Origin of the sequence: Desulfuromonas soudanensis, assembly GCF_001278055.1 — a bacterium.
GTDB classification, from domain to species: Bacteria; Desulfobacterota; Desulfuromonadia; order Desulfuromonadales; family WTL; genus Deferrimonas; species Deferrimonas soudanensis.
Genome location: NZ_CP010802.1, coordinates 3,511,578 through 3,532,322, shown reverse-complemented (window position 1 = coordinate 3,532,322; position 20,745 = coordinate 3,511,578). Strand labels below are relative to the sequence as shown.

19 protein-coding genes and 1 riboswitch are annotated in these 20,745 nt (G+C 64.0%); of the genes, 9 read left to right on the top strand and 10 right to left on the bottom strand.

From position 1 onward, the window contains the following. Positions 1 to 30: 30 nt before the first annotated feature. From DSOUD_RS15760 to DSOUD_RS15725, 8 genes are all read right to left on the bottom strand, one after another. Positions 31 to 1,011, bottom strand: coding sequence for a DmsE family decaheme c-type cytochrome (locus tag DSOUD_RS15760; protein WP_232426460.1), 981 nt, complete (start codon positions 1,009 to 1,011; stop codon positions 31 to 33). 276 nt (positions 1,012 to 1,287) lie between these two features. Beyond that, the gene (locus DSOUD_RS15755; protein ID WP_053552425.1) at positions 1,288 to 2,421 is read right to left on the bottom strand and encodes a trans-sulfuration enzyme family protein; all 1,134 of its coding nucleotides are present in this window, start codon (positions 2,419 to 2,421) and stop codon (positions 1,288 to 1,290) included. Between the two features lie 126 nt (positions 2,422 to 2,547). Continuing rightward, a riboswitch (SAM riboswitch) is annotated at positions 2,548 to 2,673 on the bottom strand. 94 nt (positions 2,674 to 2,767) lie between these two features. Next, the gene (gene cysK / locus DSOUD_RS15750; RefSeq protein ID WP_053551906.1) at positions 2,768 to 3,724 is read right to left on the bottom strand and encodes a cysteine synthase A; all 957 of its coding nucleotides are present in this window, start codon (positions 3,722 to 3,724) and stop codon (positions 2,768 to 2,770) included. 51 nt (positions 3,725 to 3,775) lie between these two features. Beyond that, entirely contained in the window at positions 3,776 to 5,623 is a 1,848-nt protein-coding gene (cysN, locus tag DSOUD_RS15745) for a sulfate adenylyltransferase subunit CysN (protein ID WP_053551905.1), read from the bottom strand. Further along, positions 5,623 to 6,528, bottom strand: coding sequence for a sulfate adenylyltransferase subunit CysD (gene cysD, locus DSOUD_RS15740; RefSeq protein WP_053551904.1), 906 nt, complete (start codon positions 6,526 to 6,528; stop codon positions 5,623 to 5,625). The genes cysN and cysD overlap by 1 nt, the downstream gene beginning before the upstream one ends. A gap of 49 nt (positions 6,529 to 6,577) precedes the next feature. Then, on the bottom strand, positions 6,578 to 7,285 hold the full coding sequence (locus tag DSOUD_RS15735; RefSeq protein ID WP_053551903.1) for a phosphoadenylyl-sulfate reductase: 708 nt from the start codon (positions 7,283 to 7,285) through the stop codon (positions 6,578 to 6,580). A 20-nt stretch (positions 7,286 to 7,305) separates the two neighbouring features. Next, entirely contained in the window at positions 7,306 to 8,754 is a 1,449-nt protein-coding gene (locus DSOUD_RS15730) for an SLC13 family permease (RefSeq protein WP_053551902.1), read from the bottom strand. Further along, positions 8,754 to 9,518, bottom strand: a complete 765-nt coding sequence (locus DSOUD_RS15725; protein WP_053551901.1) for a hypothetical protein — start codon at positions 9,516 to 9,518, stop codon at positions 8,754 to 8,756. Before DSOUD_RS15725 ends, DSOUD_RS15730 begins: the two co-directional genes overlap by 1 nt. A gap of 388 nt (positions 9,519 to 9,906) precedes the next feature. Here DSOUD_RS15725 and DSOUD_RS15720 point away from each other — a divergent pair, with 388 nt between their 5' ends. Then, entirely contained in the window at positions 9,907 to 11,121 is a 1,215-nt protein-coding gene (locus tag DSOUD_RS15720; protein WP_053551900.1) for an ammonium transporter, read from the top strand. Positions 11,122 to 11,254: 133 nt separating this feature from the next. On the opposite strand, the gene DSOUD_RS15715 is transcribed toward DSOUD_RS15720, so the two are convergent. Then, complete coding sequence (locus tag DSOUD_RS15715; RefSeq protein ID WP_053551899.1) at positions 11,255 to 11,695, bottom strand: RrF2 family transcriptional regulator; 441 nt, start codon at positions 11,693 to 11,695, stop codon at positions 11,255 to 11,257. 164 nt (positions 11,696 to 11,859) lie between these two features. On the opposite strand from DSOUD_RS15715, the gene gluQRS reads away from it, so the two are divergent. Then, positions 11,860 to 12,774: a tRNA glutamyl-Q(34) synthetase GluQRS gene (gene gluQRS, locus DSOUD_RS15710; protein WP_053551898.1), complete on the top strand. Its 915-nt coding sequence runs from the start codon at positions 11,860 to 11,862 to the stop codon at positions 12,772 to 12,774. A gap of 15 nt (positions 12,775 to 12,789) precedes the next feature. Here gluQRS and DSOUD_RS15705 read toward each other — a convergent pair whose 3' ends face one another. Then, positions 12,790 to 13,602, bottom strand: coding sequence for a hypothetical protein (locus tag DSOUD_RS15705; protein WP_053551897.1), 813 nt, complete (start codon positions 13,600 to 13,602; stop codon positions 12,790 to 12,792). A 163-nt stretch (positions 13,603 to 13,765) separates the two neighbouring features. On the opposite strand from DSOUD_RS15705, the gene DSOUD_RS15700 reads away from it, so the two are divergent. The 7 genes from DSOUD_RS15700 (at position 13,766) to murA (ending at position 20,715) form a co-directional block, all read left to right on the top strand. Further along, positions 13,766 to 14,575 carry a hypothetical protein gene (locus tag DSOUD_RS15700; RefSeq protein ID WP_157671894.1) on the top strand — a complete coding sequence of 270 codons (810 nt, stop codon included), beginning with the start codon at positions 13,766 to 13,768 and terminating at the stop codon, positions 14,573 to 14,575. 436 nt (positions 14,576 to 15,011) lie between these two features. Further along, positions 15,012 to 16,259, top strand: a complete 1,248-nt coding sequence (gene rho / locus DSOUD_RS15695; RefSeq protein ID WP_053551895.1) for a transcription termination factor Rho — start codon at positions 15,012 to 15,014, stop codon at positions 16,257 to 16,259. A 121-nt stretch (positions 16,260 to 16,380) separates the two neighbouring features. After that, the gene (gene rpmE, locus DSOUD_RS15690; protein ID WP_053551894.1) at positions 16,381 to 16,590 is read left to right on the top strand and encodes a 50S ribosomal protein L31; all 210 of its coding nucleotides are present in this window, start codon (positions 16,381 to 16,383) and stop codon (positions 16,588 to 16,590) included. 137 nt (positions 16,591 to 16,727) lie between these two features. Then, on the top strand, positions 16,728 to 17,414 hold the full coding sequence (gene thyX / locus DSOUD_RS15685; RefSeq protein WP_053552424.1) for an FAD-dependent thymidylate synthase: 687 nt from the start codon (positions 16,728 to 16,730) through the stop codon (positions 17,412 to 17,414). 52 nt (positions 17,415 to 17,466) lie between these two features. After that, on the top strand, positions 17,467 to 18,534 hold the full coding sequence (gene prfA / locus DSOUD_RS15680) for a peptide chain release factor 1 (RefSeq protein ID WP_053551893.1): 1,068 nt from the start codon (positions 17,467 to 17,469) through the stop codon (positions 18,532 to 18,534). Between the two features lie 2 nt (positions 18,535 to 18,536). Then, positions 18,537 to 19,385, top strand: coding sequence for a peptide chain release factor N(5)-glutamine methyltransferase (gene prmC / locus DSOUD_RS15675; protein WP_053551892.1), 849 nt, complete (start codon positions 18,537 to 18,539; stop codon positions 19,383 to 19,385). Between the two features lie 79 nt (positions 19,386 to 19,464). After that, a complete protein-coding gene (gene murA, locus DSOUD_RS15670) occupies positions 19,465 to 20,715 on the top strand; it encodes a UDP-N-acetylglucosamine 1-carboxyvinyltransferase (protein ID WP_053552423.1) in 1,251 nt (416 codons plus the stop codon). Positions 20,716 to 20,745 lie beyond the last annotated feature (30 nt).

The window sequence follows — 20,745 nt, the reverse complement described above, 5'->3', positions numbered from 1 at the left end:
TGTCATTCAAGGGGAAAAGGGTCCAACCCCTTACCGGGCCAGGAAGGTGCCCCGTCCCTTGCTGGACGGCACATCGGTGCCGTGAATCTGTGAGTGGCAGTCGGTACAGCGGGTGTAGAAGGCCCCCTTGAAAGAACCGTTCCCCTGGGGATCGGTGGTTGCCGGGACGACATTGCTCTGGTGGCCGGCATGGCACTGCAGACAGAGAAAGGGCTGGGCCGTGATCAGCAGCGGATCGTTGGGTGAGCCATGCGAACGGTGGCAGTTGGTGCAGTCCTCGGTGACGTCGGCGTGCTCGTAGACGTAGGGGCCCTGGTATTCCATGTGGCAGCGGGTGCAGGTTTCCTTGACTGTTGTCCCCTTGAGGAGATGGTCGCTGGCGCTGCCGTGGGGGTTGTGGCAGTCGGTGCAGACCATTTTCCCCTCGGGGACCGGGTGATGGGAGAACTGGGCGAATTCGGAGCGGATGTCCTGGTGGCAGGCGTAGCAGAGTTCGTCCATGTCCTTGCGGTCGACCTTCTGCTGCGGGCCCTTGTGCAGCTGGTGGCAGTCGAAGCAGCTGACGTCGCTGCCGGCGTGGGTGCTGGCGTTCCAGAACTGGAGGTTGGGGGTCGAGGAGGCCGAATGGCACTTGAGGCAGATCAGCGACTGGACCTGAGCCGGGAATTCCTTGAGTTGCAGGAAGGTGCTCGCGTCGCAGCTCTTCTGCTCGGCGGCGTGTTCGACCGCCAGGCTGCCGGCGCCGTGGCACGACTCGCAGTTGACCAGGGGGAGACCGGTTTCCGAGCTGAGCTGCTCGCCGTGGACCGAAAGACTGAAATCCCTGCGGATCCGGTCGTGGCTATGGCACTTGGCCATGCAGTTGTCGTTGCCGATGTAGCCGGCCTCGAGATTGCCGACGAGGAGCCTCTCGTAGTCGGCCACAGGGGCGATGGGGTGGTCGGTCCGCAGCGAGCTGCAGGCGGCGACCGTCAGGGCGACGATGGCGATGATCAGGGACGTTGTTTTCAAGGGGGGGCCTCCTTGGGGAATATAACGTGCAAATGTTTGAATTATTGGATGAATCAGATCTCCCGGACAAGACTCGGGCCTGCAAGTTTCGTGCAATTTTAATGCTGGAGCGGGTGCGTTGATTAAAGTGTCGGTATCCCGGGCTGTTGGAAGAAAAGTGCCTGCCGGGGGAGGGGAGGGGGGAGCGTCAAGAAACCGACTCGGAAGGGGGATTCAGTGAGGGCGCGGCACCGTTCCCCTCCCCGCCCGGAGACCCGGGCGGAGAAGGGTGCGGAATCAGGCGAGGGCCTGTTCGAGATCGGCGAGGATGTCTTCGGACGATTCGATTCCCACCGATAGGCGCAGCAGGCTCTCGCAGATTCCGAGGCGCAGGCGTTCCGCCTCGGGGATGTCGCCGTGGGTCTGCACCGCCGGCAGGGTCATCAGCGACTCGACGCCGCCGAGGCTCTCGGCAAAGGAGATGAGCTGCAGCCGTTTCAGGACCTGGCGCGCCAGGTCCGGGGACTCGACGCGGAAGGAGAGCATGCCGCCGAAGCCCTGGGCCTGCCGCCGGGAAAGGAGGTGCCCCGGGTGCTCCGGCAGCCCCGGGTAGTAGACGGCGGCGACCCGGGGGTGCGCCTGCAGCCAGGAGGCGACCTGCAGGGCGTTCCGACAATGGCGCTCCATGCGCAGCGCCAGGGTCTTGAGGCTGCGGATGAGCAGCCAGCAGTCCTGGGGGGAGAGGACGGCGCCGGTGGAGTTCTGCAGGAAGTAGAGGCGCTCGCCGAGCTCGGGCTCCCGGGCGATGAGCACACCGGAGCAGAGGTCGTTGTGGCCGCTCAGGTATTTGGTTCCCGAGTGAATCACTACGTCGGCTCCCAGGGCGAGGGGGCGCTGCAGGATCGGGGTGAGAAACGTGTTGTCGACGATGAGGAGCAGGCCCCGTTGCCGGCAGAGCTCCGAGAGGGCGGCGATGTCGGCGACGCCGAGGAGGGGATTGCCGGGGGTCTCCACGAGCAGCGCCTTCGTTGCCGGCGTGAAGGCCGCTTCCACCGCGGCGGTGTCGCTGGTGTCCACATAGGCGGCGCAAAGGCCGAGCTTGGCAAAGACCTGTTCGAGAACCCTGTAGGTGCCGCCGTAGAGGTCCTGGGAGACGACGAGGTGGTCGCCGCTGGAGAAGTGGAGAAAGAGCGTCGTCAGAGCCGCCATCCCCGAAGAGAAGGCCAGGGCGCGGCTCCCCCCTTCGAGCTCGGCCAGCCCTTCCTCGAGGATCTGCCGCGTCGGGTTGCCGGAGCGGGTGTAGTCGTAGCCGGTGCTCTCGCCGACGGCCGGGTGACGGTAGGTGGCGCTCGGGTAGATCGGCACGCTGATGGCGCCGGTCCGCTCGTCGCAGCCGACGCCGAGCTGCACCAGTTTGCTTTCCAGGGTCAGTCTGTCCTTTTGTTTCATCGGTGATCCCCCTCTGTCGGGCTCTCGGGGCCATAAAAAAGCCCCTTCTCACGGGAATGAGAAGGGGCTTCGAGGCATGCGGAATCGTCGCTGTCCGTCGAAGCGCCGTTCCCATCTTTCCCGCCGCTCCCCTGGGGGGCGTCGGCGGGTAGGATTTAGCACCTGGCATCCGCAGGAGGCGGACCGGTTGCTGTGGCTTCGCAGGGCCTGTCCCTCCGCCACTCTGGATAAAAACGATGCTGTCTGTATGTTGATCAATAATGTAGGGAATCTTTGGACTCTTGTCAATAGTAATTCCCACGGTCCGATGGGGTAGCCGCCCGACCGATTACAACAGCCCCTCGTAGAGGACACTGCTCAGGTAGCGCTCGCCGGAGTCGGGGAGGATGACGACGATGGTCTTTCCCTTGAATTCGGGGAGGACCGCCAGTCGCAGCGCCGCGGCGACGGCGGCGCCGCTGGAGATGCCGGCGATGATCCCCTCCTCTTTGGCCAGGCGCCGGGCGAACTCGATCGCCTCGTCGTTGCCGACCTGCTCGACCCGGTCGATCAGGGAGAGGTCGAGGGTGTCGGGGATAAACCCGGCGCCGATCCCCTGAATCTTGTGGGGACCGGGGGTCAGTTCGGCCCCGGCGAGCTTCTGGCTGATGACCGGCGAATCGGACGGTTCCACCGCCACCGAAAGAATCTGTTTCCCCCGGGTCTTTTTCAGGTAGCGGGAGACGCCGGTGATGGTGCCGCCGGTGCCGACCCCGGAGACGAGGAGATCGACGGCGCCGCCGGTGTCATCCCAGATCTCCGGGCCGGTGGTCCTCTCGTGGATCGCCGGGTTGGCGGGATTTTTGAACTGGTGCATGAGGAGATAGCGCTGCGGGTCGGAGGCGGCCATCGTCTCGGCTTCGACAATCGCCCCGGTCATGCCGCGGTTGCCGGGGGTCAAGACCAGGTTGGCGCCGAAGGCCTTGAGGACCTTGCGGCGCTCGAGGCTCATGGTTTCCGGCATCGTCAGGGTGATGGGGATGCCGCGGGCTGCGGCGACGAAGGCCAGGGCGATCCCGGTGTTGCCGCTTGTCGGTTCGACGATCTCCATGCCGGGCTTCAGGAGGCCCCTCTCCTCGGCGTCCCAGACCATCGCCGCGCCGATGCGGCACTTGACCGAGTAGGCGGGATTGCGCCCCTCGATCTTGGCAAGGACCGTGGCTCCCCCGGCGGGGACCATGCGGTGGAGGCGAACCAGCGGCGTGCCGCCGATGGAGAGGCTGTTGTCCTGAAAAATTCTGCTCATGACGATCTCCTTTTGCTGGCGGGAGGGGACCTTCGTCCCCTTCTCCCGAAATCAGATGATGCAGCTTGGCGGCTCTCCGAAGATCAGGCGCACGAGGGTCAGGGCGATCTCCTCGGGGGCGTCGGCGCCGTCGACGGTGAAGTCCGGGGCCTCCGGAGGCTTGTAGGGCAAATTGACCCCCCCGGAGCGGGAGGCACAAACGTCGGCGGCGGTGTCGATGAAAATTTCGCTGAACTCCCCCGGAGCGAAGCGTTCCCGGGCGATTTGCGAGCCACGGCCGGAATCGGATGCCAGGACGATGAGCCCGGCATCGGCGAGAATCCGCGCCACTTCGACGATGCGGCGGCGGATTTCCTCCTCCTCGGACCCCGAGGCGCCGAGATCGGCGTTGAGGCCCTGGCGCAGGGTGTCGCCGTCGAGGAGGTAGGTGTGCTTGCCGAGGGAAAGGAGCCTCTTCTCCACCAGGGCGGCGACGGTCGACTTCCCGGCCGAAGGGCGGCCGGCAAACCAGAGAACCTTCGGCGTCTGCCCCTTGAGCCCGGAGCGGGCGTCCTTGTCCACGGTGAGGGTCGGCCAGGCAAGGGTAACCGCCTTCTGGAGCGGCGCCTCGATCATCCCGGCGCCGACGGTGGCGTTGCTCAGCCGGTCGATGAGGATGAAATTGCCGGTGCCGCGGTTTTCGCCGTAAGGGTCGAAGGGGATCGTCCTGCCGGCGGTGAGGGTGCAGGCGCCCACCTCGTTGAGGGAGAGGGTCTCGCCGGGTTCCTCCTCCAGGGTGTTGACGTTGACCTTGAAGCGCAGGGCGCTGACCGTTACCGGGGCGGTGGTGGCGCCGGCCTTGATCAGGTAGCTGCGTCCGAGGTGCAGGGGTTCCTCGTGCATCCAGACCACCTTCGCCTCGAACCGGTCGCTCTGACAGGGGCGGGCGTCGGGGGTGGCGAGGAGGTCGCCGCGACTGATGTCGATTTCGTCGGCCAGGGTCAGGGTCACCGCCTGACCGGCTCCGGCCTTTTCGAGGTCGCCGTCCATGGTGACGATCCGTGCTACGCGCGAGGTCTGTCCCGAGGCGGAAACGATCACCGTCTCGCCGGCGGAAATCGATCCCGAGGCGATGGTGCCGCAGAAACCGCGGAAGTCGAGATTCGGGCGGTTGACCCACTGCACCCGCAGGCGAAACGGCTTGCCGGCGTCGGCATCGGCGATCGGCACGGTATCGAGGTGCTCCATGAGCGTCGGTCCGGCGTACCAGGGGGTGCGATCGCTGCGGGTCAGGACGTTGTCCCCCTCGAGGGCCGAGATCGGGATGGCGGCGATGGCGTCGAAACCGAGGCTTGCGGCGAAGTGTTCGTACTCCCGGCGGATCTCTTCGAATCGCTCCTGACTGTAGTCGACGAGGTCCATCTTGTTGATCGCCAGGACCACCTGACGGATGCCGACCAGCGAGACGAGATAACTGTGGCGGCGGCTCTGGGTGAGGACCCCCTTGCGGGCGTCGATGAGGATGACCGCCACCTGGGCGGTCGACGCCCCGGTGACCATGTTGCGGGTGTACTGCTCGTGCCCCGGGGTGTCGGCGACGATGAACTTGCGCCTGTCGGTGGAGAAGAAGCGGTAGGCGACGTCGATGGTGATTCCCTGCTCCCGCTCGGCCTGCAGGCCGTCGAGGAGGAGGGCGTAATCGATCTTCTCCCCTTGAGTTCCGACCCTCTTGCTGTCGGCGGCAAGGGCGGCGAGCTGGTCCTCGAAGACCATCTTCGAATCCCAGAGGAGGCGGCCGATCAGGGTGCTTTTGCCGTCGTCGACGCTGCCGCAGGTGATGAAGCGCAGCATTGTTTTCTCTTCCTGGCTCTTCAGATAGGCGAGGATGTCTTCGGCGATCAGTTCGGATTGGTGAGCCATTAGAAATATCCCTCCTGCTTTTTCTTCTCCATGGACCCGGCCTGGTCGTGGTCGATGAGGCGCCCCTGACGCTCGGAGGTGCGGGTGAGGAGCATCTCCTGGATAATCTCCGGCAAGGTGGCGGCCGTCGACTCGACGGCGGCGGTGAGGGGGTAGCACCCGAGGGTGCGGAAGCGCACCGATTTCATCTGCACCTCCTCGCCGGGGCGCAGCTCGAGCCGCTGGTCGTCGACCATGATCAGCATCCCGTCCCGTTCCACCACCGGCCGCACCGCCGCGAAGTAGAGGGGGACGATGGGGATTTTTTCGAGATAGATGTACTGCCAGATGTCGAGCTCGGTCCAGTTGGAAAGGGGAAAGGTGCGGATGCTCTCCCCGGGGCGGACGCGGGCGTTGTAGATGTTCCACAGCTCGGGGCGCTGGTACTTGGGATCCCAGCGGTGACTGGTGCTGCGGAAGGAGAAGATCCGCTCCTTGGCCCGGGATTTCTCCTCGTCGCGCCGCGCCCCGCCGAAGGCGGCGTCGAACTTGTACTTGTCGAGGGCCTGCTTGAGCCCCTCGGTCTTCATGATGTCGGTGTAGACGGACGAACCGTGGCTGAAGGGGGTGATGCCGCTGTCGACCCCCTCCCGGTTGGTGTGGATGAGGAGGTCGAAGCCGCACTCGGCCGCCATGCGGTCGCGAAACGCGATCATCTCCCGGAATTTCCAGGTGGTGTCCACGTGCAGCAGGGGAAAAGGAGGGGGCGACGGATAGAAGGCCTTGCGCGCCAGGTGGAGCATGACGGCGGAGTCCTTGCCGATGGAGTAGAGCATCACCGGGTTTTCGAACTCGGCGGCCACCTCGCGCATGATGTGGATGCTTTCCGCCTCGAGCTGGCGCAGGTGAGTCATTTTTGTCTTCATGGGTTCGATCCTTCCTGGTGAACTCTATCGTCTCTGGGCTCTGTTCCTATTATTTGCGGTGCAGCCCGCACTCCCTGTGCTCCGGGTCTTCCCACCACCAGCGCCCGGCCCGGGTCGATTCCCCCGGCTGGACGGCGCGGGTGCAGGGGGCGCAGCCGATGGACGGATACCCCTGTTTATGCAGGGGGTTGACCGGCAGTCTTTTCTTCTCGGCGTAGGCCCAGACCTCGGCTTCGCTCCAGGCGGCCAGGGGGTTGATCTTGACGATCCCCCCGTGGGGGAAGTCGATCTCCAGGGGCGCCAGGACGCTGCGGGTCACGCTCTGTTCGGCGCGCATCCCGGTGACCCACCCGGAGAGTCCGGCCAGGGCCCGTTGCAGCGGCTCGACCTTGCGGATGGCGCAGCACTGATGGCGGTCTTCGAGGCTGTTGCGGAAGGAGAAGAGTCCCTTGTCCCTCTCCAGCTCTTCCACGGCGGAGCGCTCGGGAAAGTACCAGTCGATCCGCACTCCGTAGCGCTGTGCCACCGCCTCGGCGGTCTGGTAGGTCTCCTCGGGGAGGCGGCCGGTGTCGAGGGCGAAGATGGACACCGGCAGCTGCAGCTCCCGGATCAGGTCGATGACGACCACATCCTCGATGCCGAAGGAGGAGGCGAGGGCGACGGGTCCGCCCGCGGCCTCGAGGCCGGCGCGGAGGATCTCTTCGGCACCGGCGCCGCCGGGGAGTTGCGGAAGATTTCTTGGAGTCGGTTTGTTCATGGGTGCGGGTCCTTTTTTGGTCAGATGTGCAGTCCGATCAGGGGCCAGACAAGCCAGGCCGAGCCGAGAAAGAGGAGCCAGGCGATGGCCATGACGATCATCCCCGGGACGATCATCTCCCGAGTTTTTAGATACCCCGACGAGAAGACGATGGCGTTGGCCGGAGTGCCCATGGGGAGACAGAAGGCGAGGCCGGCCGGCAGGGCAATGGTCAGGGTCATGACGCGCGGGTCGATCCCCATGCTCTGCTGCAGGCTCATGCCGATGGGCATGAGGATGGCGATCACCGCGGCGTTGCTGATGCATTCGGTGAGAAGGAGCGAGAGAAGGGAAAAAATCGCCACCACCATGAAGGGGGAGTGGAGCCAGCCGGCGAGTCCTTCCTCGGCAAGCCAGCGGGCTGCGCCGCTCTTCTCCAGCGCCGAGGCCAGGGTGATGGCGCCGCCGTACATCAGGATCACCCCCCAGTTGACGTACTCCTCGATGGCCTGCCAGGTGACGACCTTGAAGACGAAGAGTGCCGCCACGGCGAGAATGGCGATGTTGGCCAGGCCGTAGCGTTTGCCGAGAAAGACCCAGCCGAAGAGGGTCAGAAGCATGATGACGGCGACGATCTTCTCGTTGTAGCTCATGCGCCCCATTTCGAGGCGCTGCCTGTTGAGAAAGGTGATCCCCGGGGCGATGCTGTCGATATCCCGGGGGAAAAACCTTCCCAGGAGGAAAAAGCCGATCACCAGCAGCGGCAGCACCACGGGGAGGGCGGCGACGGTCCATTCGAAGAAGGTGAAGTCGAGGCCGGTCGCCTCCCGCAGCATCCCCACCGCCAACGGCGCCCGCGCCCCGCCGAGGAAGGTGGCAATGCCGCCGATCACGCACCCCCAGCCGATAGACATGAAGAGGAACTTGCCGTAGTTGCTCTGGCCTTTTTTGAGATCGAGACTGCGCACGATCTCCAGGACCACAGCGAACATCATGGCCGCCACGGCGTGTTCGCTCATGGCGAAGGAGAGGACGGTCGAAAGAAGAAAAACCGTCAGGACAAGGCTCCTCGGGGTACGGCCGAAACGGACCAGCATCGTCCGCGCCAGGCGCGTAGAGAGACCGCTCCCGGTCATGGCCGCCGCCAGGATAAAGGCGCTGAGGATGAAAAAGATCGCCTCGTTGCCGAAGAGGGCGTAGGTCTTCTTGGTTTCCAAGATCCCCAGCAGGGGGATGACCGCCATCGCCAGCAATGAGGTCACCGCCAGGGGGAGGAGCCCCGAGACCCAGAGGATGACGCAGGCGCCGAAGACGATGAGGGCGTGGTAGCCCTGGTGGGAGAGACCCGACGGCGGAGAGAGACAGAAGAGGACGGCCCCGACGATGAAGAGGGCTGCGATCACCTGGTAGCGCAGCGTCCGGTCGGCGAGGATACGCCACAGCGGCCGACGATCGATTTTGAGCGGTTTGTCGAAAATGATCTGGTCCATCAGAGCCCCGCTGATTCGAAGGATGCTTCCACTTCCCTGACCCGCAGCAGGCGGCGCAGATCCGATGCCGCGTGAAGGCGCGCGTCGTCGACTTTGTCCAGCAGGCCGACGATTCCCCTGCGTCGGACCGGCTCCACCAGCGGGGTGGCCACGGAGAGGAGAGGGTGCAGGGGCTTGAGTGCCACCTTGCGCTGGCGCCAGGTGCGCACCAGGTGTTTGAAAACGGGGATGAGGGTGTTTTCGGCCGAACTCCCGGAAAGACCGTCGAGGGAGAGAAGGGGCACGATGCCGCGCTCGGCCAGGGTCTCGACGTCTTCCCCGAAGCGGGATGCCGCCGGAAGGGTCCCGATCACCGACCAGAGGGGGAAGACCGTGCAGGCATAGTCGAGGGCCTCAAGACGCTCCTTGCTGATTCCGCCTTGAAGAGGGATCTCCAGCAGGTCGAGGCCGGCGGCGTAGGCGCGTTCGATCAGGACGCCGGAGGGGGGCATTTTGAAACGGCCGAGTACGAAGCCACGGAAATTTTTCTTGATCTGGCGCAGGAGTTCTTCTGCCCGGAAAAATGCTGCCTCGTTGTCGAAGGCGAGGCAGAAGAGATCGGCGGGTTTCTGGCAGGTGCTATCGAAGATGGTTTCCAGGGTCGGCAGGATCGGCAGGTCTGCGGCGACGAAGAAGACCTGGTCCTGGCGGCGCAGTTCTCCGGGGACCGGGGAAGCGACCGGCTGTGCTCGGAGGATGGCGATTTTGGCTGGATCCAGGTTCATAGGGTATTTCTCGTCTGGCTCGTTGGCCGCAGTGTGGACGGCTGCCGTTTTACCAAGTTGGCTGCTGTTGAAGTCAGACTACAATATTGCTAGCTTGGTAGTCAAGAATAAAAAAGCAAAAAAGAGACCAATTGTTTAGTATATTGGTGTAGTATTCTCTGGCCTGTATTTCTTGGGTTGGCGGCTCGACGGCGCCGGCCGAGAGTGTCTTATTTTTGGGCAGATGTGCCTGGAAAGTATGCAGATCGGAGGGACGGGGGGAAATAGGCTCTTCGTAAGGTTCGGGAATTAAGGGGATCGTCGGCTGGCACGGGTATTGAATTCTCCCTTAACCCTGATTCCCCGGCAAAGGCGCCATCGGGATCATAGACGAGGAGGTCAAAAGACGATGGAGTCGGCAATCACATCCCTGGGGCATAGCGGCGACGTACTTTTTTTGATGCTGGGCGCGGTCATGGTCTTTGCCATGCACGCCGGTTTTGCCTTTCTTGAGGTCGGCACGGTTCGCAAAAAGAGCCAGGTCAATGCCTTTGTGAAAATCCTTTCCGACTGGTCGGTGTCGACGGTCGTCTATTTCGCCATCGGCTACCCCATCGCCTACGGCATCCACTTCTTCCATCCGGCCGTCGAGCTCCTCGGTGACAATCAGGGGTTCGAGCTGGTGCGCTTCTTTTTTCTCCTCTGCTTTGCCGCCTGCATTCCGGCGATCATCTCCGGAGGGATCGCCGAACGCGCCCGTTTCTGGCCCCAGGTGCTGGCCGGAGGGATCTTCGTCGGCCTGACCTACCCCCTCTTCGAGTCCCTGATCTGGGGGCGCAACAGCGCCGGGCTCCAGGCCTTTTTCGTCAAAAACTTCGGCGCCCCCTTTCACGATTTCGCTGGAAGCGTGGTGGTCCATTCCATGGGGGGGTGGCTGGCGCTGCCGGCGGTTCTCATCCTTGGTCCGCGCATGGGGCGCTTCGTGCGCGGGCGTTCGCACGCCATCCCCGTCAGCAATATCCCCTTCCTCTCCCTCGGCTCCTGGATTCTGGCGGTCGGCTGGTTCGGCTTCAACGTCATGAGTTCCCAGCGTCTCGAGGGGATTTCCGGCCTGGTGGCCATCAATTCCCTCATGGCGATGGTCGGCGGCGTCCTCTTCGCCCTGGTGGCGGGGCGCAACGACCCCGGCTTCGTCCACAACGGCGCCCTCGCCGGGCTCATCGCCATCTGCGCCGGCAGCGACCTGGTTCATCCGGTGGCGGCCTTTTTCATGGGGGGGATCGGTTCGCTCATCTTCGTCTACGGGTTTGCCTGGGAGCAGGAAAAATTGAAGATCGACGACGTTCTCGGCGTCTGGCCCCTGCACGGCATGATCGGGACCTGGGGGGGGATCGCTGTCGGCATCTTCGGCCTCCCCCTCTTCGGGGGGCTCGGCGGGGTGAGCTTTTTCAGTCAGCTCTGCGGCAGCCTGGCGGCGGTCGTCTACGCCCTCCTGACCGGCGTCCTCGTCTACGGCCTGATCTCCAGGACCATCGGTTTCAGGCTCAGCGACGAAGAGGAATTTGCCGGTCCTGACCGCGCGATTCACAACATCCACGCCTATCCGGAAGATTCGGTGCAGTAGGCCGGTGGGCTTTGATTCCGGACTGCACGGAACGAAGGCTCTCCAGGTTTTTTTGCCGTAAAAAAGCGAAGAGCCGTTCCCCGAATCGGGAACGGCTCTTCGCTTTTTTTTACTCAACCCCGGCGGAGGACCGTCAGGAGACTTTTTCGCAGAGCGTCTGCAGGTTGTGTTCCTCCTGGAGAGCGAGGCGGGCAAAGGTGTAGCGGGAGAGGGTGGCGGTCATTTCGTCCCGGACTTCTTTCCATGCGCCATGGACCGGGCAGAAGAGGTCCTTGGCGCAGGCCCCGGACCTGACCAGGCACTGATTGAGATGCAGCGGACCTTCCTCGGCCCGTACCACGTCGAGGAGGGTGACGTCCTCGGGAGTCTTGAGGAGATAAAAACCGCCGCCGACTCCCCGCTGGGAGCCGACGATCCCGTCCTTGATCAGGGGCTGCAGGATCTTGGTGAGGAAGGCGGGGGTGATGTCCTGGGTGGCGCAGATGTCCTTTTTGAGGACGATTTGGCCCCGGGGCTGTTTGGCCATGAAGAGCAGGGCGCGGATGGCGTATTCGGTGGCGCGGGTGATGAACAAGGAGACCTCCTATAGATAACCGGTACGGTTATCCTTACCCGGAGAGGGGCCGTTTGTCAACGGCAAAGGTCCCCCGCCCGCCCCTTCCCCTCGCGACGTCCTTGACAGGGGCGGGGCGGGGGGGCATCATCAGGGGAATCTTCAGGTAAAGGAATTCCCCGTTCATGTCGTCTCCGGGAACTGCGCCCGTCGTCGTCGGCCGCTTTGCGCCGAGTCCCTCAGGTCCCCTGCACATCGGTTCGCTGGTGACGGCGGTCGGCAGCTATTGCCTCGCCCGAAGCCAGGGGGGGCGCTGGCTGGTGCGGATGGAGGATCTCGACAGGCCGCGGGTCGTGGCGGGGGCGGCGGAGGAGATCCTCCACACTCTGGAAGTGCTGGGTTTTGAGTGGGACGGAGAGGTCGTCTGGCAGAGCCGCCGCACGGCGGCCTATGAGGAGGCCCTGGATCGGCTGCGCAGCGCCGGGCTGGTCTTCGATTGCGCCTGCTCCCGCAAGGAGATTCTCGCCAGCGCCCCTCACGTCGGGGAAGAGGGCCCCGTCTATCCGGGCACCTGCCGTCAGGGGTTGGAGGGAGGGAGTCAGGCGCGGGCGCAGCGCATCCGGGTTCCGGCCGGCCCCCTCTGCTTTACCGACGGGGTCTTCGGCCCCGTCGAGCAGTGCCTGGCCAGCGTCGTCGGCGACTTCGTGCTCCGGCGGGCCGACGGTCTCTTTGCCTACCAGCTGGCCGTGGTGGTGGATGACGGCGCCGCCGGGGTCACCCAGATCGTTCGGGGGGCGGATCTGCTCTCGTCGACGCCGCGGCAGATCTTTCTCCAGGCCGCATTGGGCCTCCCCCTTCCCCGCTATCTTCACCTCCCCCTGGCCCTGGCCGAAAACGGAGAAAAAATAAGCAAGCGTCATGGCCCCCTGCCGCTGGCCGCCGAGGGGGGAGAAATTCTTTGGAGGGTTCTGCGTTTTCTCGGGCAACCGGTGCCGCCGGAGCTTCGGTCGGGCTGCGCCGCGGAGGTTCTCGCCTGGGGGGTCGGCCACTTTGATGCGGCGCTGATTCCCTCAGCCGACCGTTTTTTGTCCGGGGACTGAAAAACGCCCCCCCCCTCAGGAGCCGTCGGGAAGGGTGAAGGGGAGGGTCAGGCCGCTGCGGACGCTCCATTCCTCGCTGTTTCTTGCATAGCCGAGGCTACCGCCGATGTCCCAGAGCCACTTTCCCGCCGGTATCTGGATTCCCGCCAGCAGAGCGCCCCGCTTGTTGGTCCGCTCTCCCAGGTCCAGTCCTTCGGCGGAGAGCAAAAAGGCCCCTTGGCTGTCACCCATGGGGATGCGCAGGCCGAAGGCATACTTGAGGAGATCGTCCTGGCCGTCCGTTGTTTCGCCGGGGTCCCCGAGAATGGCCAGTCCGAGGTTGAGGTGAAGCGCCATCGGACCGAGGTCCTTGCTGAGGAGGAGTTCGGTGAAAATGTCGGCCTCGTCGGTGCCGAAATCCTTCTTCTCGTCGGCATTGGGGAACTTGGTGGCAAAACGCAGAGCCATGGCCGACCCGCTGTCGTTAGGGGGAAGGAGGCGGATTTTGAAGGCGACCAAAAGGTCGCCGCTCCCCCAGGTGGTGTCCTGCCCCGTCTCCTGGACGCGCATCCAATTGTAAAGGAGCTGGCCTTCGACGCGGCTTCCGAGGCCGACGGCGAGGCGCAGCGTCGGCGCTTCCCAGACCCGGCGGGTGCGGTCGACGCCCTGGAACGGCAGATGGAGGCCCGAGCTGTAGGCAAGGCCGGCGCGGAACTCGCCATCGTCCTGTCTGAGGAGGGCGGCATCCTCGATGCCGAGGGGCTGGAGGCCCGCAGCGGCGGCGGGTCCTGCGGCCATGGCAATCAGCAGCAGGGCAAGGATGAAGCGGCGGGGGGGAAGGGGTGGCATGGCAGTCCTCCTGGGCATGGAAACATGACATGAACGCTCGATTATTAATACCTTCGGGAACGGAGATGTCAAGATGCGGCCGGCAAAGGAGAGGGGTGTGGGCGCGGTTCGGAAAATTGTGTGGTATGATACTTCCCTTATTACAGACCAAGGAGTCAAAATGATGAGTCGTCGGTTGTGTGTGGCCCTTGCCCTGCTGCTGCTTGCCGGTTGCGGACAGAGTTATTACAAAATTCCCAAGGAAGAATTCCGCCAGACGGTTCGGACCCTCGGGGTGCTGCCGCTTTTGGTGGACGAAAATTCGACGATCATTCATCCCGAGCGGCAGGGGATTGTCGACCTGCTGCGGAAAGAAAATGCCGGGAAGGAGATCCCCCTGGTGGCGATGCTGCGGGAGGAAAAGGCGTACTTCGATGTCCGCGCCATTGCCGGGGATCCTGCCGCCCTCTTCCCCCTTCTGGTCTCGGGTTCCTCCCTGCGGGGGAACGGGGCCGACATTGTCCGCCGCTATCGTTTTAACCCCGCGGGCGTCTCAGAGATTGCCGCCCGAGAGAGGGTCGACGGCATCCTTGTCGTGATCATGAACGGCGTCGAACGCCCGGAAAAGCGCTGGGACCGCGATTCATCGAGCATGAGTTATCTGGAAACCGTGTACAACGACATCCTCGTCTACGCGGCCGTTCTCCTCCCCACGGGGGTCGTGGCCTGGGAATACCCGGTGAACGGCGGCGGCAAATTTCTCAACCTGCAGTATCCCGACTTCGACGGGGCCTTCTTCAACCGGACCGAAAACGTCCAGGTGCGGCCGATCTCCCTGGCCGGTCTCGGCCGGACCCTCTCGGAACGCGAGCGGGGGCTCTTTCGCGAAGAGGACCTCCCTCGCCGCTACAAGGAGCTTTTCGAGCATTTCACCCAGGTCCTGAAGCCGGGGCTTCTCAGCCGCCTCGGCAACGGCGACGGCGCGGCCCGGTGACGAAGGGGAATTGACGGTGCGGGCGCTCGGGACGGCAGGGTCCAGATGCCCCGAGGGCCCGCACCGGCTACTTTTTTGCTGGCGGCAGCAAATTAATGGATTGACAACCGCCGGCAAAGAGGGTAAAAAAAATTCCATCGTCCCCGGTCTTCCCCCCTGATTTCCGTGCCTGTCCTTTCATTGTCATCCCGCAGCTCTCTTTTTCAGGTTTCCGGACGTCTGCAACCAGACCCGAGAAATGAATCTGTGGCGGGTGCGTGGTCCTTTTGGGCCGCCCGGTCCCGTACGAGGAAATATCCCACCTCCACTCATCACTATTTGAATCCCATAGATGCCTGTTGACAATCGGACCGTCTTTTGCGGGGCCGCCAAAATGGCGACCGACCCGGCGTATCCCCGTGAACGTCATTCTGCCGCGCTCGACCTAGGAGAACACATGAACCTGAAGGAACTGAAAGAGAAAAAAGCCACCGAACTTGCGGCTCTTGCCAAGGAATTGAAGGTGGAGGGGGCTCCGGGAATGCGCAAGCAGGACCTGATCTTCGCCATACTCAATGCGACCGCCGAGAAAAACGGGGCTATTTTCGGCGAGGGGGTACTGGAAATCCTCCCCGACGGCTTCGGTTTCCTTCGGGCTCCCGATGCCAACTATCTTCCGGGGCCGGACGATATCTACGTTTCCCCCTCCCAGATCCGCCGGTTCAATCTGCGCACCGGCGACACGGTCTCCGGTCAGATCCGTCCCCCCAAAGAGGGAGAGCGCTACTTCGCCCTCCTCAAGGTCTCCGAGGTCAACTTCGAAAATCCCGCCGTCGCCAAGGACAAGACCCTCTTCGACAACCTCACCCCCCTCTACCCCGAGGAACGGGTCATTCTCGAGACGACCTCGGACAACCTGCCGATGCGGGTCATGGATCTGGCCTCCCCCATCGGCAAGGGACAGCGCGGCCTGATCGTCGCCCCGCCCCGGACCGGCAAGACGATGCTGCTGCAGAACATCGCCAATTCCATCACCGCCAACCATCCGGAAGTCTATCTCATCGTCCTCCTCATCGACGAGCGCCCCGAGGAGGTCACCGACATGCTCCGCTCGGTGAACGGGGAGGTCATCTCCTCGACCTTCGACGAGCCGGCCACCCGCCACGTCCAGGTGGCCGAGATGGTCATTGAGAAGGCCAAGCGTCTGGTGGAGCACAAGCGCGACGTTGTCATCCTGCTCGATTCCATCACCCGCCTGGCCCGGGCCTACAACACCGTCGTCCCCCCTTCGGGGAAGATCCTCTCCGGCGGCGTCGACTCCAATGCCCTCCACAAGCCCAAGCGCTTCTTCGGCGCGGCCCGCAACATCGAGGAGGGGGGGAGCCTGACCATCATTGCCACCGCCCTCATCGATACCGGCAGCAAGATGGACGAAGTCATCTTCGAGGAATTCAAGGGGACCGGCAACATGGAGCTCCATCTCGACCGGCGCCTCGTCGAGAAGCGGACCTTCCCCGCCATCGACATCAACAAATCGGGGACCCGCCGCGAGGAGCTCCTCATCGATCGCACCAGCCTGCAGCGGATCTGGCTGCTGCGCAAGGTCCTCTCGAGCATGAACGTCGTCGACAGCATGGAGTTTCTGCTCGAGAAGCTCGGGGAGTCCAAGAGCAATCAGGAATTTCTCGATTCGATGAATCGTTAGTCCCCGCCGGCTCATAGAAAGGGCTTGCAAAATCTGGCGGAAAGTGGTAATTGTCCGTCTTTATCCCGACCCAATAAACCAGCGATGGCCTGTACAAAGCCAGGCCGCAAGGAGACGCATCATGAAAGAAGGAATCCACCCCAGTTACGCGCCGGTGACCGTCAACTGCCAGTGCGGCAACACCTTTGAGACCGGCTCGACCAAGCCCGGCGGCGAGATTCGTACCGAGATTTGTTCCGAATGCCACCCCTTCTACACCGGCAAGCAGAAGCTCATGGATACGGCCGGCCGGATCGAGCGTTTCCGCAAAAGATACGATCAGGGCAAGTAATTGCCGGAGACGGCCCTCCGGGGCCGTCTCTTTTTTTTTGTCCTGGAGCTTCTCGGCTTGATCCTCGCCAGCGGGCACCAGGTTCCTGCCTCAGTTCCGGACGCCGGCTGCTGCAGCGGGGAGACGTCGCCAAGATGATGCTTGTCCAGCTTTTGACCCATACCCCCGACCCGGAGCAGGTCGCCGCGGCCGCGGCCCGGCTCTGCTACTCGGCCTCCTCCATCGACCGACTCCTCGACCAGGATGCTGTCCAGCGCCAGGCCCTGCTGGAGAAGATCCTCTCCCTCGGCCACCATTCGGTTCTGGAACACGCCTCCTTCACCTTCGGTATCGAAGGGATCAGCCGCGCCTGTTCCCACCAGCTGGTGCGCCATCGGGTGGCCTCCTTTTCCCAGCAGAGCCAGCGATACGTTTCCCACAAGGAACCGTTTGAAGCCGTCGTCCCCCCGACCATCGCCGGCCGTGCCGACCTGGCCGAGCGCTACCGGGATCTGCTCGAGGAAATCCACGGGGTGTATCGCCAGCTCATCGATGCCGGGGTGCCGGCGGAGGACGCCCGCTTCGTCCTTCCCAATGCCGCCGCCACCAAGCTGGTGGTGACCATGAACGCCCGCGAACTGCACCACTTCTTCAATCTGCGCTGCTGCCGGCGGGCCCAGTGGGAAATTCGCGCCATGGCCAAGGAAATGCTCCGCTGTTGCCGTCGCGCCGCCCCTTCGCTCTTTGCCGTTGCGGGCCCCGGCTGCCTGAAGGGCGCTTGCCCCGAAGGAGCGATGAGCTGCGGCGAAATGGCCGCAGTGCGCCGCGAATATTCCGAGTTTTGAGTTTCTTTATCCCTGCATTGGACCCCTCCGGGGAGGATGATAGAAAAATCGTATGTTTAAGAGACTTGAAGCAGTTGTAGACCGCTTTCGCGAGGTGGAGGGGCTTCTCTCCGACCCGAAGGTGGTGTCCAACCAGGAAAAATTCCGCGGCCTGACCCGGGAACACTCCGAACTCTCCGCGGTGGTCGAGACGTACGGCAAGTACAAACGGGTCAGCGAGGATCTCGAGGGGAACCGCGAGCTGCTCCGCGATGCCGACCCCGAGGTCAAGGAGATGGCCCGGGCCGAAATCCCCGAACTCGAGGCGCGCAAGGACGCCCTGGCCAAGGAGCTCAAGGTTCTCCTCCTCCCCAGCGACCCCAACGACGACAAGAACATCATCCTCGAGATCCGGGCCGGTACCGGCGGCGAGGAAGCGGCCCTTTTCGCCGGCGACCTCTTCCGCATGTATTGCCGCTTTGCCGATGCCAAGGGGTGGAAGGTCGAGGTGATGAGCCTCTCCGAGGCCGATGCCGGCGGCGTCAAGGAAGTCATCGCCATGATCAGCGGCCAAAGGGTCTACTCGCGGCTCAAATTCGAGAGCGGCACCCATCGGGTGCAGCGGGTGCCGGCGACCGAGGCCCAGGGGCGGATTCACACCTCGGCCTGCACCGTCGCCGTTCTTCCCGAGGCCGACGACGTCGATGTCTCCATCGATCCCCAGGACCTGCGCATCGACGTCTACCGGGCCTCCGGCGCCGGCGGCCAGCATGTCAACAAGACCGAGTCGGCGGTGCGCATCACCCACATCCCCACCGGTGTCGTCGTCGCCTGCCAGGACGAGAAGTCGCAGCACAAGAACAAGGCCAAGGCGATGAAGGTCCTGCAGTCGCGCATCCTCGACGCCAGGATTGCCGCCCAGAATGCCCTTACCGCCGCCGACCGCAAGAGTCAGGTCGGCAGCGGCGACCGGAGCGAGCGAATCCGTACCTACAATTTTCCCCAGGGGCGCTGCACCGATCACCGCATCGGGTTGACCCTCTACCGCCTCGAGGCGATCATGCAGGGGGATCTCGACGAAATCCTCGATGCGCTGGTGACCGACTTTCAGGCCGGGGAACTCTCCAGCCAGGACGGGTGATTTTGAGCGAGAACTGGACGGTCCTCAAGGTGCTGCAGTGGACGGCGGGGTATCTCGGGTCCCAGGGGGTCGAGGGGGCCCGTCGCGATGCGGAACTCCTTCTGACCGACATCCTCGGGCTCGACCGCGTCGGCCTCTATCTCAACTACGATCGTCCCCTCGAATCCGCCGAGCTCGCCGCCTTTCGCGGGCGGGTCGCCCGCCGGGCCCGCCGGGAACCGCTGCAGTACATTCTCGGCTCGACCGAGTTCTGGTCCCTGCCGCTGACGGTGACTCCGGCGGTGCTGATTCCCCGGGCGGACACGGAAATTCTTGTCGAGGAGGCCCTGGCACGCTGTCCCGCCTCCGGCGCCGTTCTCGATGTCGGAACCGGCAGCGGCGCCATCGCCATCGCCATTGCCAGCGAGCGCCCCGCGGCCCGGGTGGAAGGGGTCGATCTCTCCCTTGAGGCCCTCGCCGTCGCCGAAGGGAATGTCCGCCGCCACGCCCTGGAGGGGCGACTGACCCTGCGCCAGGACGACCTGGCGGCTCTGACCGGCGGCCCCTGGGATCTGATCGTCTCCAATCCCCCCTATATCGCCGAGGGCGAATTGGCGGGGCTGATGCCGGAGGTGCGGGATTTCGAACCGCGCCAGGCTCTGGCCGGCGGAGAAGACGGTCTCGACTGCTACCGCCACCTCGCCGGTCAGGCGTCGCACCTGCTGGTGAGCGGCGGCTGGCTGCTGGTGGAAGTCGGCCTCGGCCAGGCCGCACCGGTCAAGGATCTCTTCGCCGCCGTTGGGCTCGACCAGACCTTTCTCCGGAATGACTATGCCGGTATCCCCCGGGTGGTCGGAGGACAAAAACGCTGAGTCCGCCCTGGGGCAAGACCTTGTTCTTTTGCCGATCCTTTCCTCTTCTCCTCTTTTTCTCGAAACGGTAGTGACTGCGTTGGAAAAAATCGTGATCCACGGCGGAAGCCGACTCAAGGGGGAAGTTCAGATCAGCGGCGCAAAGAATGCGGCGCTCCCCCTTCTCTTTGCCACCCTCCTGGCTCCCGGCGAGCATCGGCTCACCAATGTCCCGCACCTGCGGGATATCGCCACGGTGGAAAAGCTCCTCGGCACCCTCGGGGCAAAAGTCAGCCATAACGGCACCTTCCTGGTCGACGCCTCGAACATCGATAGCATCGAGGCCCCCTACGAGCTGGTACGCACCATGCGCGCCTCGGTTCTGGTCCTCGGGCCGCTCCTGGCCCGTCTCGGCCATGCCCGGGTCAGCCTCCCCGGCGGCTGTGCCATCGGCGCCCGGCCGATTAACCTCCACCTCAAGGGGTTAGAAGCGATGGGGGCGAAAATCACCCTCGATCACGGCTATGTCGAGGCCAAGGCGTCGCGCCTGCGCGGGGCGAAGATTTGTTTCGATTTCCCCTCCGTCGGCGGTACCGAAAACCTGATGATGGCCGCGACCCTGGCCAGGGGGACGACCCTCCTGGAGAACGCCGCCTGCGAACCGGAGATCGTCGATCTCGCCGAGGCTCTCAACGGCATGGGCGCGAGGATCTCCGGAGCCGGGACCGACACCCTGACCATCGAGGGGGTCGACGAGCTCTCTCCCATGAATCACGCGGTCATGGCCGACCGCATCGAGGCCGGCACCTTCATGGTCGCCTCCGCCATCACCCGCGGCGACGTGCGCCTCCAGGGGGTGATCCCGGCCCACCTCGAGGCGGTGATCGGCAAGCTCCGGGAAGCGGGGGTCGAGATCCTCGACGAGCCCGGCGGTCTGCGGGTCAAGGGGCCGAAGAAGCTTACGGCGGTGGACATCAAGACCCGTCCCCATCCCGGCTTCCCCACCGACATGCAGGCCCAGTTCATGGCCCTCATGACCCTGGCTGACGGGACGAGTCTCATCTCCGAGAACGTCTTCGAAAATCGCTTCATGCACGTCTGCGAACTGCAGCGCATGGGAGCGGACATCACCATCGAGGGGCATACCGCCATGGTCAAGGGGGTTCGGGGACTCACCGGCGCCCCGGTCATGGCGACCGACCTGCGGGCCAGCGCCTCGCTGATTCTTGCCGGTCTCGCCGCCGACAATACCACCGAGGTCTCCCGCATCTATCATCTCGACCGGGGCTACGAGCGGATCGAGGAGAAGCTGCGGAAGCTCGGTGCCGACATCCGGCGGGAAAAGGAGTAAACCAGTGACGGGGCCTTTCCTCCGGGGAGC